Origin of the sequence: Formosa sejongensis (genome assembly GCF_033447105.1) — a bacterium.
Taxonomy (GTDB): Bacteria; Bacteroidota; Bacteroidia; order Flavobacteriales; family Flavobacteriaceae; genus Formosa.
This window is the reverse complement of record NZ_JAWQUN010000002.1, coordinates 1-17,030: the sequence shown is the minus strand read 5'-3', so window position 1 is coordinate 17,030 and position 17,030 is coordinate 1. Positions and strand designations below refer to the sequence as shown.

Genomic DNA, 17,030 nt, shown 5'->3' with positions numbered 1-17,030 from the left:
GGCCGTTGCAATTTAAAATCATTTTAGATAAATTAACTTAAATCTTAGTATTTTTTGAATATTCCGTAAATTGCGTAACAATTAAATAGTTTTTATTGATAATGAAACAAATAGAACCATACAAACCAACATATAAAGTACGTATAGTAACCGCAGCATCGCTTTTCGATGGGCACGATGCGTCTATTAATATCATGCGTCGTATTATTCAATCGACCGGAGTAGAAGTGATTCATCTTGGTCATGATCGCAGTGTAGAAGAAGTTGTGAACACAGCGATCCAAGAAGATGCGAATGCCATTTGTTTAACATCTTACCAAGGCGGACATAATGAGTATTTTAAATATATGTTCGATTTACTAAAGGAAAAAGGCTCAGAACACATCAAGATTTTTGGTGGTGGTGGTGGTGTTATTTTGCCTTCGGAAATCAAAGAACTTATGGATTATGGTATCTCTAGAATCTACTCTCCAGACGATGGTCGTGAACTTGGCTTACAAGGCATGATTAACGATTTGGTTAAACAAGCCGATTTTAAAAATCCATCACTAACGCTTCCCAAAGGAAAGGGAATATCAGAATCTTTAAAAGACAAAGATATTACTACCATTGCAAGGTTAATTTCTTTTGCGGAAAATGACCATGATTCATTCGAAGAAAGCTTTTCTTCTGTAGAGAAAACGGGAAAAGATACAGCCGTTTTAGGGATTACAGGAACTGGTGGTTCAGGTAAATCTTCTTTAGTCGATGAGTTAGTACGTCGTTTCCTTGTCGATTTTCCTGAGAAAACTATCGGATTAATTTCTGTAGATCCTTCTAAACGAAAAACAGGTGGAGCTCTTTTAGGAGACCGTATTCGCATGAATGCAATTAATAATTCTCGTGTGTATATGCGTAGTTTGGCAACACGTCAATCTAATTTAGCATTGTCTAAGCATGTTAACGAAGCTGTAGAAGTTTTAAAAGCTGCAGAATACGATTTAATTATTTTAGAAACGTCAGGAATCGGTCAGTCGGATACAGAAATTATCGAGCATAGTGATTTATCATTATATGTTATGACACCAGAATTTGGTGCAGCTACACAATTGGAAAAAATTGATATGTTGGATTTTGCTGATTTGGTTGCTATTAATAAATTCGATAAACGTGGAGCACTTGATGCCATTCGCGATGTGAAAAAGCAATACATGCGCAACCATAATATGTGGCATGCAGATCCGAATACTATGCCGGTTTTTGGAACTATTGCATCTCAATTTAACGATCCAGGAATGAATACGCTTTATAAAGCTGTAATGGATGGTTTAGTAGATAAATTGGATTCCGATTTAAAATCCAGTTTTATAATTTCGAAAGAAATGAGCGAGAAAATTTATGTGATTCCGCCAGCTCGTACACGTTATTTATCTGAAATTGCAGAGAATAATCGTGCTTACGATAAAACGGCAAATGATCAAGTTGTTGTTGCTCAGAAATTATATGGAATTTTTAAAACTATAGAATCTATAACAAATGTAGATTCGGAAATTACTAAAACAGGATTGGATTTAGATGACATTCTAAAGGATGTTCAAAAAGATGATGTTCCATTTATTAACTTACTTGTTGCTCAATTTGAAAAGGTGAAATTAAATCTTGATCCTTATAACTGGGAAGTTATCTTAAATTGGAATGAAAAAGTAAGCAAATACAAAAATCCTATCTATTCATTTAAAGTGAGAGATAAGGAAATAAAAATAGAAACACATACAGAATCGCTTTCTCATTTACAAATTCCAAAAGTAGCTTTGCCAAAGTATAAAGCTTGGGGAGACATTTTGCGTTGGTGTTTGCAAGAAAATGTACCAGGAGAATTTCCGTACACTTCGGGATTATATCCGTTTAAGCGTACAGGCGAAGATCCAGCACGTATGTTTGCTGGAGAAGGTGGACCAGAACGTACAAATAGACGTTTTCATTATGTAAGTGCCGGGTTGCCTGCAAAACGTTTATCTACTGCTTTCGATAGTGTGACCTTATATGGTAACGACCCCGATTTACGACCAGATATCTATGGTAAAATTGGTAATGCAGGAGTTAGTATTTGTTGTTTAGACGATGCTAAAAAATTATATTCTGGTTTCAATTTAGCCGATGTTATGACGTCTGTAAGTATGACTATTAATGGGCCTGCTCCAATGTTGCTTGGCTTTTTTATGAATGCGGCTATCGATCAGCAATGTGAGCTTTATATAAAGGACAACGGATTAGAGGGAGACGTTAATGCTAAAATTCAGTCTATTTATAAAGTAAAAGGAGTTGAGTGTCCTATATATAATGGAGAACTTCCAGAAGGTAATAATGGATTAGGATTAATGCTTTTAGGAGTTACAGGAGATAAAGTCTTACCTGCCGATGTGTATTTAGATATTAAAACGAAAACCATAGCTCAAGTTAGAGGAACGGTTCAAGCAGATATTTTAAAAGAAGATCAAGCACAAAATACGTGTATCTTTTCTACTGAATTTGCTCTACGTTTAATGGGCGATGTGCAAGAGTATTTTATCGATAATAATGTGCGTAACTTTTATTCGGTATCTATTTCAGGATATCATATTGCCGAAGCAGGAGCAAATCCAATCACTCAATTAGCGTTAACATTGTCTAACGGGTTTACATATGTAGAGTACTATTTAAGTCGTGGTATGGATATTAATAAATTTGGACCGAATTTATCTTTCTTTTTCTCGAATGGTATCGATCCAGAATATGCTGTTATTGGTCGTGTGGCTCGTAAAATTTGGGCGAAAGCTTTAAAGTTGAAATACGGAGCAAACTCAAGAGCACAAATGTTAAAATATCATATTCAGACGTCTGGACGTAGTTTGCACGCTCAGGAAATTGATTTTAATGATATTCGTACAACATTGCAAGCGCTTTATGCTATTTACGATAATTGTAATTCATTACATACAAATGCTTACGATGAAGCCATTACAACGCCAACCGAAGAATCTGTACGTCGTGCGATGGCAATTCAGTTAATTATTAATAAAGAATTGGGATTAGCTAAAAATGAAAACCCAATTCAAGGTTCTTTCATTATTGAAGAATTAACCGATTTAGTAGAAGAGGCTGTGCTTTTAGAATTCGATAGAATTACAGAACGAGGTGGTGTTTTAGGAGCCATGGAAACCATGTATCAACGTAGTAAAATACAAGAAGAAAGTTTGTATTACGAAACCTTAAAACATAATGGCGAGTTTCCTATTGTTGGTGTAAATACATTTTTAAGCTCAAAAGGGTCGCCTACAGTTGTGCCAAAAGAAGTAATTCGCGCTACAGAAGAAGAGAAACAATTTCAGATTAAAACACTGGAAAATCTTCATAAAGGAAACGATACAGCAGATTTATTACAAGAACTTCAGTATAAAGCCATTCATAACGAAAACATTTTTGATGCATTAATGGATGTTTGTAAAATATGTTCTTTAGGTGAAATTACAGAAGCTCTATTTGAAGTTGGAGGTCAATATCGAAGAAATATGTAGTGCAAATATATAAGTTGTAATTCTATAGTTATAGAAGTATTCATGTTTAGAATTTTTGCTTAATTTTGCTTCATAATATATACTATGAACAAATTAAGTAATTCGGTTTTATATTTAATGAGTTTTTCGGCTGGTTTAGTAGTAGCAAATTTGTACTATAACCAGCCGTTATTACATCAAATAGCCGTGGATTAAGGCGTGACAGAATCTCAAGTAAGTCAAGTTGCTTTAAGCACACAATTAGGATATGCGTTTGGTTTGTTTTTTATAATTCCGTTAGGAGATAAACTTTCTAATTATAAAATACTACAGATCGATTTTGTTCTTATGGTTATTTCGTTGCTAGTTGCGGCTACCGCAGGGTCGTTATGGGTGCTTATAATCAGTAGTTTTTTTATTGGTTTTACTTCAGCTTTGCCACAACTTTTCGTGCCGATGGCTGCACAATTAAGTGACGATGCAGGACGCGGACGAGCCATTGGTATTGTAATGAGCGGTTTGTTAATTGGTATTTTGGGTAGTCGTGTAATTAGTGGATTTGTAGGAGAACAGTTTGGATGGCGAACTATGTATTTTGCAGCTACTGCTTTAATGATCCTGCTCTTTATATTGCTTCGGTTTAAGTTGCCTAGACTGACTCCGCATTTTAAAGGAAGTTATGGGACGTTATTGAAATCGATGATTCATTATTTTAAAACAGAGCCAGAATTACGGTTAGCATCGCTTCGTGGCGCATTGGCTTTTGCAGGCTTGAGTGTCTTTTGGACGACTTTAGTATTTTTAATGGAAGACCATTTTGGATATGGAAGTACCATAACTGGATTATTTGGTTTAATAGGAATGGTGGGAGCGCTAGGCGCAACTGTTGTGGGAAAATTGAACAATAAATTCCCGAAAAATCGTATCATTCTTTTCTCGGCTTTACTACTTATAGTGTCTTGGATAATTTTTCTAGTTTCAGGGTATTCTATTTTTGGCTTAATTATAGGAGTTGTTTTAGTTGATTTAGGTATGCAAGCACTACATATTACCAATCAGAATATCATTTTTTCAAAGAATCCAGAGGGTAGAAATCGAGTAAATACTATTTATATGGTGTCGTTTTTTATCGGTGGTGCTTTAGGGACAACTTTAGGAGCATTGGCTTGGGAATACTATCAATGGATTGGTGTTTCTGTATTAGGATTGGTACTTTCAGTATTGATACTGTTGGTGCAATTAATTTATAAAAGAAGGATTTGATGCCGAAGAGATTTACCTATAAATACGTGTATTTTAATTTTCCAAGATATAAAATGAAAGCTATAAGTATATAAAAGCTAAAATCCCGAACAGAACTGCTCGGGATTTTTTATGATTTAAATGGTTGATTAATCTAAAAAGAGATTTAGTTCATATTAAATACTAAACCACCACCTAAACTAAATTGGTATATTGTAGAGTATGTACTTAAACCAACAGAACCTCCGTAGCCACCAAAGTAAAATCCACCTCCCATAGTTTGTACCGCAGATAATAATTGTGCTTGCATTTTTATACCTACTTTAGGACTCATCCAATAAATTCCTCCTAGTTTAGCGCCCCATGCAAACTTGGTAGCTGTTTCAGTATTTCCATTTCTAGGGTTTTCTAAATTTGCAATTACAGCACCGGCCATTAAACCTCCAAATCCTTGTAATTGAGAATCAGGTGCTCCAAAATATCGAGTACCACCAAGTAAAATGTAATTAATTGCTAAATCAAAATTTGTAGTTTGTAAAGTTGGAAAAAAGCCCTGATCTAAGTAAGATGTAGGAGCAGTAGTATCTTGACGCAGATATAATAATTCAACACCGGTAAGAAGATCGGCCTTGTACTCTAAACCAACTCCCCATTGGAATCCGTCTTCAATTTTTCCATCGTAATAATTGTTAGCATCGTAATAAGAATCAAAACTATCTGCGAACGTATACGATCCATATAAGTTAACATTGAAGTCTTGAGCCCAACCTATGCTTGTAAAAAGTGCGAAAATCACTAAACTGATGTAATTTTTTTTCATGTGATATGTGTTTTTATGTATTTCAAAATTTTGAGCAAATATAAAACTTCTCATTTGTTTCCGTTTTAAGGAAATTGTTAATTTTTTGTACGGGTACGTTTTTTTAATTTCGCAATTTTGTCTTTGTAATACAAAATCAATTCATCTATAAAATGTAACGGATTTTGATAAGTCGAAATAATATTATAAAGTTCCGATTCTTTTATTGTTTGCAGTTCTATTTCCAATTGTTTTAATGTGAATTGCAACGCTTCCATTTTGTTAATTGAAGGTTTAGTCACCGTTTTATCGTTTAAATTTAAACCTAGAGTCTCCGAAAAAATGTGTGCATGAAATGTCTGCAAGGCATTTAAATCTTCATTCTTATAAATATGAATAAGCTGAGTTGTAATCTCTGTAGCCGATTCTTGCTCGTGCGGAGATAAACTAAATTTATCTGGATGCACTTGTAACATCGCTTCACGATATAAGCGTTTTTTATGCTGAAGTGTTTCAGAATCTAAATTAGAATTCGACGGTTCCTCTTGTATTTTAGTTTGCAAGCCTGTAGGCGATATATAATGTTTCCCACGCTGTTTTTGCGATAAACGCTTATCTTTTTTAGCGCGTTTTTGTTGCTTATAAAGCGTATTTAGTTCTTGCGATTCTATAATATAATCAGTAAGATGTTGTCTTAAAACAGTTTCGAAAGCTTGAATTTGAATTGTAATTGTTTCAAGTTCTTGCTTAATGGCTTCAATAGAAATTTGAAGTTGCAGTTGCTCATCGTCGTTCTGTATTATCTTTGGTAAGGTGTCGTCACTCATCTAGCAAAAATAAGAGGATACTTTAGAATAAAAAAGAGAACTCAATTTAGTTTCGTATTGAAAACCGTCTTCAAATTAGGTAGGAGACTGTATAAGCACGTTCTTTGCAACTTCAAAATAATCTTAAATTTATGTCTTTTAAAAAAATACTTCCTGTTCTTAAAGAAACTCTAGATCATTTAGAATTTGAAACTACAACGCCGTTGCAGAAAAAAGTGCTTTCTACAATAAAAAGTGGAGCAAATGTTTTCGGTATTGGAGCAGAAGGTAGCGGAAAAACAACCGCCATAGTTTTAAGTGTAATTCAGAAATTACAAGGCGAAGCTGTTGGAGATGCTCCTAGAGCTATTATTTTAGTAAAAGATAAAGCAGAAGCTCTGGCGCTAAAAGAGAAATTTGATGTTTTTACTAAACCTACAGATTTACGTGTGTATTGCATTTACGACGAACTTATAATTGAGACACAGCGTAACGAAATTTATATGGGTACAGATATTTTAATTGCGACTGTAAAGCGTTTAAATAAATTGTACTTTTTAAATAGTATTCATTTAACCGATGTGCAATTAATTTGTATTGAAGATGCTCAGTTCTTAATCCGTCAAAACACCTATAACGAAGTATTACGTTTGGCAGAAAGTGTCAATAAATGTCAATATGCCGTATTTGCAGATGCTTTTGATTCTAGATTAGAGCGTTTTGAAAACTCTTTTATGTTTGATGCTTATAAGTTTGAAGTTTAGACTAAACAATATATTGCATTATCTTTTTTTGGTTGGATGCTTTTCAGTCTGTATTTAATTGAATAAAGATATCGTATCTCAGTTTTTTTTATAACCTTGTCTTGTAAATAGAAGTTGTCATGAAAAAAAACAGATTAGGAAATCGCTCCTTGGCCATCGCCGTTATATGTATGGCTGGATGTTTGGTTTTAAAATACTTAAATATTTACCAAGGCAACGCTCTCGATATTTTACTTGCTGGTTTTGAAGCTGCCGTTGTTGGTGGTGTAGCCGATTGGTTTGCTGTTCGTGCCTTGTTTCAGGAAATTCCTATTCCTATAGTTAGAAAACATACTAACATTATTGTTAAAAGTCGTGAGAAACTTTCGGCTGGTATAGTCGATTTAGTAAATAACGAATGGTTGTCTAAAGACATGATTCGCGATAAGATTTCGGCAATATCTTTGGCAAAACCTATAGTCGATTATTTATTGGAAGCCGATAATCAAGAAACTATTCGAAAAACTTTAAAACCCGAATTAGAGGCTTTAGTGTTAAAATTAGATCATGAAGATGTTGTTCATACGTTGGAGGGCATTATCAGACCAGCTGTTAAAGGTAATAATTTAGCAAAACCACTTGGAGATTTATTAAAGCAAACCGTAAATCAGAAAGATCATTATCGTATTTTATACGTGTTTTTAGATGTGGTGAAAGATAAAGTAAGTTTAGATTCTACTTTAGAATTTTTAGTTGCCGAAGTGCAAGTTTTAGTGAATAAGCAAAAAGAAGGTTCCCAAATAAAAGGATGGTTAGTTGGTGCTGGGCAGCTTTTTGGTGCAATAAAACCACAACGTATTGCTGAAGGTATTCAAGCTCAATTAATTCAACTTATAGAAGATATTAAAGACGATCCGGAAAATCATAAAATTGTTATCGCTTTAGATGAGCAACTTTACCAATATGGAGAACGATTAACTTCTGGAGACGAAAAGGCTCAAGCCGATGTTAATGAGTTTGGAGAACAATTTTTAGAACGTTTAGTCGATTCAGGTATTGTGAAGCAAGCCTTAACGCGATTAAAAGCGATGATTAAAGAGAATTTGTTTGAAGATGAAAATGAGTACACGTTATTAATACGCGATAAAGTGAATACTATGTTACATTCGTTTCACGACGATGCTTCAAAAATAGAACAAACGGACTTGTGGTTAAAATCCACTTTACTTCAACTTATAGAAACTCATCATCATAAAATAGGGGAATTGGTAGGTGAAAGTTTAGAGAAACTATCGAATGTAGAATTGGTAAAACAAATTGAAAGTAAAGTCGGGGAAGATCTTCAATATATTCGTTTAAACGGTGCCATCGTTGGTGGTATTGTGGGGATGATTATTATGATATTTAAAATTTATGTTTTAGATATTCATTAATTTAATAGGTTTTTTGGATAGGTATTATATTGATGTTGTATATATAATCTTTTTATTATTGAAACGGTTTTGGGTGTTCTTTTGTGTGTAATTCTGTATGCTTCATTTGCTTTTATAGTTTACTGTTCTTAATATGAATTATGTTAGTACAGTTTTTTTTAGTTCTTCGCTGTTAGTTGTAAGCTGTTATTATATTAATATGTTATATAGTCGGTATATACTTGGTATATAGATATTAATCATTTGCATTATTATAGTTTGTTTTATAACTTAGGGATAGTGTTATTTTTTTTGTGACTAAATTAATTGTTTAAAACTAAAATTCTATGTTAAATACATACCACTATTAAGTACTGATGGTTTGTGTACCTAAACTCCTTCTAACTCGATTTAAGATTCGTTTTAATCTAAAAACACACACATAAAAAAGTCCCACCGAAGCAGGACTTAAGACTTTCGTCTACGGCATATAGCCTTATTGTGATAAGATTAAAGATTAGAAATTTTAATCTATTCCAAATATAGAAAATAAATTTTAATAGGCATTACGGATTTCCGTAAAGCGGACAATAAACTTTTTTGTATTTTGATGTCGGATATAAATTTTGGCATTATGAGTAAGATTTTAGGATTGGATTTGGGGACTAACTCGATTGGTTGGGCTGTAGTAGAAAAAGGTGATACTGAATTTTCTTTAATTGATAAGGGTGTAAGAATATTTTCGGAAGGGGTAAAAACAGAAAAAGGTATTGAAAGTTCGCGTGCGGCAGAACGTACAGGTTTTAGAAGTGCAAGAAAACTTAAATACAGAAGAAAATTAAGAAAGTATGAAACTTTAAAAGTGCTTTCTAAAAATGGAATGTGTCCATTGTCTGTCGATGAGGTTAAAGAATGGAAAAAATCTGGTTTTAAAAATTATCCTCTAAATCCAGAATTTTTAAAATGGTTGAGAACTAGTGAAGATAGCAATACCAATCCTTATGCATTTAGAGATAGAGCGAGTAAGCAAAAAGTTTCTTTATTTGAGTTAGGTAGAGCCTTATACCATATCTCACAAAGACGAGGTTTTTTGAGTAATCGATTAGATCAATCTGCAGAAGGAATTTTTGAAGAACATTGTCCACAGATTCAAAATCAAATTGAAGATTTAAATTCTCCTGATGCTATTTTACAAGAATTGAAAGATTATTTTCAAAACGTTGGAATTCTTGATGATAGTAATAAAACAGGTTTTATAAAAGATTTAGACGAAGGCGAAAAGAAGCTGAGAACGTTATATAATTCTTTAAAAGCCATCATAAATAAAAATAGAACTGATTTTGAAAAATGTAATGATGAACTTATTGCACGATTAAACAAAAAAGAGGATTTAGGAAAAGTAAAAGGGAAAATTAAAGAGATTTCTCAAGCTATGGCTGATGGAAATTATAAAACACTTGGACAGTATTTTTATAGTTTATATAATAAGGAGAGAATTAGGAATCAATATACATCAAGAGAAGAGCATTATTTAGAAGAATTTGTAATTATATGTAAAGCACAAGGGCTTCAGGATATTAATGAAAGCGAAAAATTACCTGAAAAACGGTTTTCAGGATTAGTAAGAGATTTATATCGAGCTATTTTTTTTCAACGTCCTTTAAAATCTCAAAAAGGTTTACTTGGCAAATGTTCCTTTGAAAAAAATAAATCACGGTGTGCTGTCTCTCATCCAGACTTTGAAGAATACAGAATGTGGACTTATTTGAATACTATAAAAATAGGAAGGCAATCAGAAAAAGTGATGCGATTTTTAACTCATGATGAGAAAATGCTAATAATTCCAAAATTTTTAAGAAAAAAAGTGCATTTCAATTTTGAGGATTTAGCCAAGGAATTAATTGAAAAAGGTGCTTCCTTCGGATTTTATAAATCATCTAAACGGAACGATTATCATTATTGGTTTAATTATAGGCCAACAGATACGGTTTCTGGATGTCCAGTTTCGGCTTCATTAAAAACTATTTTTGGAGACGAGTGGAAAACAAAAACATACATCTATAAAACGTATAATTCGAAAAATCAAGAAGTAAACAGGACAGTAAACTATACTGATTTATGGCACTTACTTTCGGTATCAACTTCGGATGCTTACTTATACGACTTTGCAAAAGAAAAATTAAAATTGAATGAAAGAACTTCTAAAGCCTTTAGTAAAATTAATCTAAAAAAAGATTTTTCAGGTTTAAGCCTAAATGCTATAACTAAAATTACACCTTATCTCAAGCAAGGTTTGCTATATTCTCACGCTGTATTTATGGCAAACATAGAGAAAGTAGTTGATAAAGAAATATGGGGAAATGAGAAAGAGAGATTAAATATTCAACATGGAATTGCAAAGATTATTGAAAATCATACATTTGAAAATGTACGTTTAGGTATTATTAACTCTATAATAAAAGACAGCAAAGAGAATAATTATTTTTATTCCCAAGAGTCAAAACCTTTATATGAAAAACAATTAAATGACATATTAGTTCCATTTTATAATAGATTTAAAATTGAAGATAGCGTTAACAAAGAAATTATTAGAAGTGAAACTTATAACTTATTCATAAAGCAATTAAAAGTTTATAAATATGCTAAAATTAAGAGGCTAGATGAAAAAGTAATTGATTTCATTTTGGGTAATAATGAAGATGGACAGATTTATTGTGCCAATGAAAAGCAACTAACTAATCTGTATCATCCTTCAGATATAGATGTTTTTAAAAAGAAATTAATTAAAGATGAAAATGGTAACGAAAAAGTGGTTTTAGGAAGCCCAATAACAGCTTCAATTAAAAATCCAATGGCAATGCGCGCGTTACATCAACTACGAAAAGTGTTGAATACTTTAATTTTGGAAGATCTAATAGATGAAAAAACGATAATCCATATAGAAATGGCTCGTGAACTTAATAATGCAAATAAACGAAAAGCGATTCAAGATTATCAGAATGAAAATAAAAAGAAACGCGAAGATGCTATAAAAGAAATAAAGAAACTTTATTTAGAGGAAAACCATAAAGACGTTGAACCAACAGAAGATGATATATTACGTTATCAGCTATGGATTGAACAAGACAAAAAAGAGATATACGAAGAAGGCAATTGTATAGGCGTTTCTCAAATTATAGGTAGTAATCCAGATTTTGATATTGAGCATACGATTCCTAGAAGTATTTCGCAAGATAATTCACAGATGAATAAAACGCTTTGTAGCAAAGCGTTTAATAGAGACATTAAAGGGAGTAAAATGCCTTTTGAATTGGTAAATCATTTAGAAATACTTCCCCGAATAGCACATTGGAAAAAAGAAGCAGAAAATTATGCAAAGGAAATAGAAATTATTACACGTTCTATTAAGTCTGTTGCAACTAAAGAGGCAAAAGATAAAAAGATACGTAGAAGACATTATTTAAACCTAAAACGCAATTATTTACAAGAAAAGTACGACCGATTTATTTTGGAAGAACCAAAAGCAGGCTTTAAAAATAGTCAAATTCCAGATACGGGAATTATTACCCGTTATGCCCAAGCTTATTTAAAATCGTATTTTAAAAGAGTAGAATCTGTAAAAGGAGGTATGGTTGCGGAGTTCAGAAAACAATGGGGAATTCAAGAATCCTATATAGATAAAAATGGCTTTAAACAATATAAACCAAAAGATAGAAGCAGTCATACACATCATACCATTGATGCTATAACCATAGCCTGTATGACTAAAGACAAATATGATGTTTTGGCAAATGCTTGGAAGCTTGAAGATGAACAAAATAAAAAAGAAGCTAAGGCTATTATTGAAGTAGCAAAACCTTGGAAAACGTTTAAAGAGGATTTAGAAAAGTTAGAAGAAGAAATTTTAGTATCTCATTATACGCCAGACAAATTAAAAAAACAATCTAAAAAAATAGTTAGACTAAGAGGCAAAAAGCAATATGTAGCAGAAATTGAGCGAGATATTAATGGAAAAGCAATAGCTAAAACAGATTCTAAAGGAAAGACCATTTATAAGTTAGATAATGAGGGGAATCGAATACCTAGATATCAAGAAGGAGATACGGTAAGGGGTTCACTGCATCAAGACAGTATTTATGGAGCTATTAAAGACCCATTAAATAATGATGATATTAGATATGTTATTAGAAAAGATTTAGAAAGTCTTAGCAAAAATGATGTTGAAAATATAATCGATGAGGTTGTTAGGGAAAAGATTAAACAGGCTATAGTAGAAAAAACTTTAGTATTTTCTTCAAACGCACAGCAAAAGAACAAATTAACTGAAATTGTTTGGATGAATAAGGAAAAGCATGTGCCTATTAAAAAAGTACGAGTCTATTCCAATTCGGTGAAAAATCCTCTAGAAATAAAGAAACATAGTTTGTTATCTAAATCAAGACATGAACACAAGCAAATGGTTTATGGGCAAAATGACGAAAACTACTGTATGGCTATTTATGAATTAAGCGGTAAAAAGGATTTTGAACTCATAAATAATTTTGATGTTTCCAAATTGATAAAGCAAGATCAAGGTTTTTATCCTTTATTTAAATCAAAAGAAATTAAAGGCAATATGGTAGATATGACAATTGCTAAAAGTAATAATCGAGATGTGGTTTTAAAAAAAGGACAACAAGTTGTTTTTTATGAAAGAGACACTGAAACCCCAAAGGATATTACAGAAATATTAGATTTTAGGAATCGCATTTATATTATAGAAGGATTGTCTATTAATAGAGTTACTAGGAAATCAGGTAAGGTTGATGAATATGGAGATATCAAGTTGAGATATTATAAAGAGGCTAGAAAGGCAGACGATATTAAAAAAGATAAATTTAAACCAGATGGTACTTTTAAATTAAATGAAGAGAAACCATTACGTAAAATGAATCACAATCAATTTTCTGCTTTTATTGAAGGTATTGATTTTAAAGTATTACCAACAGGTAAATTTGAGAAAATATAAATTTTACATTTAGTTCTTTGACATAGGTTTGATTAAAGATTAGAAAACACGATAATAACTGAAAACTTTAAAGTGTCTCGTAGATGGTTGTGGTTTGATTAAAGATTAGAAAACACGATAATTGGTGCTGCTACCCTAACCGCATTGATGATGTTGTGGTTTGATTAAAGATTAGAAAACACGATAATTTCTGAATGTTTGTAATAGGAGGGTTCACAGTTGTGGTTTGATTAAAGATTAGAAAACACGATAATGTTTAGTTTATTAGGATATGATGTTAAATAGTTGTGGTTTGATTAAAGATTAGAAAACACGATATTTATAATTTACAGCGATATGATATGCAACGCGTTGTGGTTTGATTAAAGATTAGAAAACACGATATTATATCATGAATTAGAAGGCTCTTTAAATGTGTTGTGGTTTGATTAAAGATTAGAAAACACGATATTTATTTTTTTTTGAACCGCAGGTGATGAAGGGTTGTGGTTTGATTAAAGATTAGAAAACACGATATTATAACATGAACACGTTCTGGCAGGACATTGTTGTGGTTTGATTAAAGATTAGAAAACACGATATTGTGTTAATTAACACAGCTGATATTAACTGGTTGTGGTTTGATTAAAGATTAGAAAACACGATATTCTTAGTAAAAAATGTACTTCTGCCGAAAGTGTTGTGGTTTGATTAAAGATTAGAAAACACGATATTAAAACGTCCGATGAATAGGAAACAACCAAAGTTGTGGTTTGATTAAAGATTAGAAAACACGATATTTTGGTATATAATTCAAATTACAACTATTAAGTTGTGGTTTGATTAAAGATTAGAAAACACGATATTAACCGCGACGCTCCTGTACGCCGTAACGAGTTGTGGTTTGATTAAAGATTAGAAAACACGATATTCACCAGAGGACGTCCGCCCCCTTGTGTAAGTTGTGGTTTGATTAAAGATTAGAAAACACGATATTCTAATACTAGCGGTTAAATCGCTTCTATAGTTGTGGTTTGATTAAAGATTAGAAAACACGATATTGAACCAAGCGATCCCCCTGCAAGTGACAATGTTGTGGTTTGATTAAAGATTAGAAAACACGATATTGAACCTCCTTTTTTCATAGCGTTCACCGTGTTGTGGTTTGATTAAAGATTAGAAAACACGATATTAAGGGTTCGGACGGTAAGGAGGTAAAAGAGGTTGTGGTTTGATTAAAGATTAGAAAACACGATATTAAAAATAGCCTCGTTAATATTCACTTTATCGTTGTGGTTTGATTAAAGATTAGAAAACACGATATTATCTTTCATTCCTTTTAACTCCGCAGGACTGTTGTGGTTTGATTAAAGATTAGAAAACACGATATTCTGTATCAACTTCTGCATTACTACTATATCGTTGTGGTTTGATTAAAGATTAGAAAACACGATATTAAGCCTACAAACACCATGCGCCGTGCTGCAGTTGTGGTTTGATTAAAGATTAGAAAACACGATATTTTCTTCTGGAAGCTCTGCACTGGCAAATGGTTGTGGTTTGATTAAAGATTAGAAAACACGATATTAATATTCATTTACTGAATCCTATAAATCGAGTTGTGGTTTGATTAAAGATTAGAAAACACGATATTATAGACTTCAATTTTATTCGTGGTTAAGATGTTGTGGTTTGATTAAAGATTAGAAAACACGATATTCCTTGACTACTCCTAAAACGTCACCAGTAAGTTGTGGTTTGATTAAAGATTAGAAAACACGATATTCAACGCATCAACACACATTGATGCGAACATGTTGTGGTTTGATTAAAGATTAGAAAACACGATATTATCAATTAAAGAAGACTGTTTCATACAAACGTTGTGGTTTGATTAAAGATTAGAAAACACGATATTAAATGATGCCAGTAGCAGAAATCAAATTATGTTGTGGTTTGATTAAAGATTAGAAAACACGATATTAGCTACACGGGTGTAGTAGTAGATCATGTGTTGTGGTTTGATTAAAGATTAGAAAACACGATATTTTCGGCATGTTGCTTATTAAGTTCTCCAACGTTGTGGTTTGATTAAAGATTAGAAAACACGATATTTATTACATCCGATCACATTTTAAGCACGACGTTGTGGTTTGATTAAAGATTAGAAAACACGATATTGCCGTATGTTTTACATACAGCCATTAGAATGTTGTGGTTTGATTAAAGATTAGAAAACACGATATTATACCATTTTAATTATGACAAGACAACTATGTTGTGGTTTGATTAAAGATTAGAAAACACGATATTGTTTCTAAGATTCTAAACAATCTAGGAAGTGTTGTGGTTTGATTAAAGATTAGAAAACACGATATTAATAATCTGTAATTCGGTTACAGCTCGGCGGTTGTGGTTTGATTAAAGATTAGAAAACACGATATTAGTTAAGCTGTTGTGTATTGATTACCATGTGTTTAATAGTGAATATCGTTTAAAAAAACGCTTCTTTTTTGCAGTGATAAGGCAAGATTGATGCGTTTTTTTATTTAAAACAATTCGAGTTGCGTGGGTTGAGGTTCCTTGCGGACTTCAGCCCTTCCCCAGAAATTCATTATTTTTCCGAATTGTTTATCGGTTATTCTTAATACGCTTACTTTGCCTAGAGGTGGTAATAAATGTTTAATTCGCTTTTCATGGGCATCAGCACTTTCGCTACTTGCACAATGCCGCATATAAACCGAATATTGCATCATATTAAATCCATCTTTTAGTAGATTTTTTCTAAAACCGGAGGCATTTTTTCGGTCTTTAGCCGTATCGGTAGGTAAATCAAAAAACACAAATAGCCACATAATTCTATATCCGTTTAATTCCATAATTTGGGGTACTTCATTTTTTTTCGCTCGCCGCAATAACATTGCTGCAACGAACTTGCTGTTTTTTGTAGAGCTACCATTAAAGGGCTTTTTTCATTTTTGAAATAGACGGTTTTGGTAAGTATTTGTAGAAGTAAAGATTTTATTTCTGTATCTAGCTCTTCTTTATCGCAATGCTGCATAATGTTATGTACAGCTTCGTCTACAATTGGGCGGAACGGTTCCATAATATCGTCTGCCAAGGCAAAAGCATTGTACTTACTTTTATGATGTATGCCTAAAGTATTTAATAATCCACTGGCGGATAGTGCCCGAGCAGTTGCTGCTCTTAATATGGCATAACCATAATTTAAAAAATTATTGGGATATGTTCCAAAACGTTCTCTTTTAAAACTAATTTCGAAAAATGCTTTCCAATAGTAACTAGCCGCTACGGCTTCCATATTAGAGGTGTCTCCGCTTAATACCTTGCTTGAAAGAAAATCTAAATGATTAGATTTGGATGTTATCTGAGCTAATAGTAAACCTTGATTGGTCTCAAAGGTAGTTCAAACTATGTACTTTAGTGCATTTCGCTTTAGCTTCTAAAAACTTTACCTTAGCCTTATGAATGAACAAAGATCCAATGGCCATAGTATATCTCGATTGAG

General features: G+C 32.4%; 9 protein-coding genes and 1 CRISPR repeat array. Of the genes, 5 read left to right on the top strand and 4 right to left on the bottom strand.

The annotated features are described in order from the left end of the window. The first annotated feature begins 101 nt into the window (after positions 1 to 101). Both R6X41_RS02285 and R6X41_RS02280 read left to right on the top strand, forming a co-directional pair. A complete protein-coding gene (locus tag R6X41_RS02285) occupies positions 102 to 3,533 on the top strand; it encodes a methylmalonyl-CoA mutase family protein (RefSeq protein ID WP_318497046.1) in 3,432 nt (1,143 codons plus the stop codon). A gap of 198 nt (positions 3,534 to 3,731) precedes the next feature. After that, the gene (locus R6X41_RS02280) at positions 3,732 to 4,775 is read left to right on the top strand and encodes an MFS transporter (protein WP_318497045.1); all 1,044 of its coding nucleotides are present in this window, start codon (positions 3,732 to 3,734) and stop codon (positions 4,773 to 4,775) included. 145 nt (positions 4,776 to 4,920) lie between these two features. Here the strand turns inward: R6X41_RS02280 and R6X41_RS02275 are convergent, their stop codons facing one another. Beyond that, positions 4,921 to 5,574 (bottom strand): hypothetical protein, encoded by a 654-nt coding sequence (locus R6X41_RS02275; RefSeq protein WP_318497044.1) that lies wholly within the window; start codon positions 5,572 to 5,574, stop codon positions 4,921 to 4,923. A 77-nt stretch (positions 5,575 to 5,651) separates the two neighbouring features. Beyond that, positions 5,652 to 6,380: a hypothetical protein gene (locus tag R6X41_RS02270; protein ID WP_318497043.1), complete on the bottom strand. Its 729-nt coding sequence runs from the start codon at positions 6,378 to 6,380 to the stop codon at positions 5,652 to 5,654. Positions 6,381 to 6,511: 131 nt separating this feature from the next. Between R6X41_RS02270 and R6X41_RS02265 the strand changes: the two genes are divergently transcribed. The 3 genes from R6X41_RS02265 to cas9 all read left to right on the top strand — a co-directional run bounded on the left by R6X41_RS02265 (position 6,512) and on the right by cas9 (position 13,522). After that, entirely contained in the window at positions 6,512 to 7,123 is a 612-nt protein-coding gene (locus R6X41_RS02265) for a DEAD/DEAH box helicase (RefSeq protein ID WP_318497042.1), read from the top strand. 119 nt (positions 7,124 to 7,242) lie between these two features. Beyond that, positions 7,243 to 8,535 carry a DUF445 domain-containing protein gene (locus R6X41_RS02260; RefSeq protein ID WP_318497041.1) on the top strand — a complete coding sequence of 431 codons (1,293 nt, stop codon included), beginning with the start codon at positions 7,243 to 7,245 and terminating at the stop codon, positions 8,533 to 8,535. A gap of 613 nt (positions 8,536 to 9,148) precedes the next feature. After that, on the top strand, positions 9,149 to 13,522 hold the full coding sequence (gene cas9 / locus R6X41_RS02255) for a type II CRISPR RNA-guided endonuclease Cas9 (protein WP_318497040.1): 4,374 nt from the start codon (positions 9,149 to 9,151) through the stop codon (positions 13,520 to 13,522). Between the two features lie 20 nt (positions 13,523 to 13,542). Continuing rightward, a CRISPR array of direct repeats spans positions 13,543 to 15,946; the repeat unit is 36 nt; unit sequence GTTGTGGTTTGATTAAAGATTAGAAAACACGATATT. A gap of 104 nt (positions 15,947 to 16,050) precedes the next feature. Here cas9 and cas2 read toward each other — a convergent pair. Both cas2 and cas1 read right to left on the bottom strand, forming a co-directional pair. Further along, entirely contained in the window at positions 16,051 to 16,380 is a 330-nt protein-coding gene (gene cas2, locus R6X41_RS02250; RefSeq protein ID WP_318497039.1) for a CRISPR-associated endonuclease Cas2, read from the bottom strand. Beyond that, positions 16,371 to 16,889, bottom strand: a complete 519-nt coding sequence (gene cas1 / locus R6X41_RS02245) for a type II CRISPR-associated endonuclease Cas1 (protein ID WP_318497784.1) — start codon at positions 16,887 to 16,889, stop codon at positions 16,371 to 16,373. Before cas1 ends, cas2 begins: the two co-directional genes overlap by 10 nt. Between the last annotated feature and the right edge of the window lie 141 nt (positions 16,890 to 17,030).

Bases quoted from the DNA above. Each gene is read 5' to 3' on its own strand.
- R6X41_RS02285 (WP_318497046.1), top strand. From the start codon at position 102: ATGAAACAAATAGAACCATACAAACCAACATATAAAGTACGTATAGTA.
- R6X41_RS02275 (WP_318497044.1), bottom strand. From the start codon at position 5,574: ATGAAAAAAAATTACATCAGTTTAGTGATTTTCGCACTTTTTACAAGC.
- R6X41_RS02270 (WP_318497043.1), bottom strand. From the start codon at position 6,380: ATGAGTGACGACACCTTACCAAAGATAATACAGAACGACGATGAGCAA.
- R6X41_RS02265 (WP_318497042.1), top strand. From the start codon at position 6,512: ATGTCTTTTAAAAAAATACTTCCTGTTCTTAAAGAAACTCTAGATCAT.
- R6X41_RS02260 (WP_318497041.1), top strand. From the start codon at position 7,243: ATGAAAAAAAACAGATTAGGAAATCGCTCCTTGGCCATCGCCGTTATA.
- cas9 (WP_318497040.1), top strand. From the start codon at position 9,149: ATGAGTAAGATTTTAGGATTGGATTTGGGGACTAACTCGATTGGTTGG.
- cas2 (WP_318497039.1), bottom strand. From the start codon at position 16,380: ATGGAATTAAACGGATATAGAATTATGTGGCTATTTGTGTTTTTTGAT.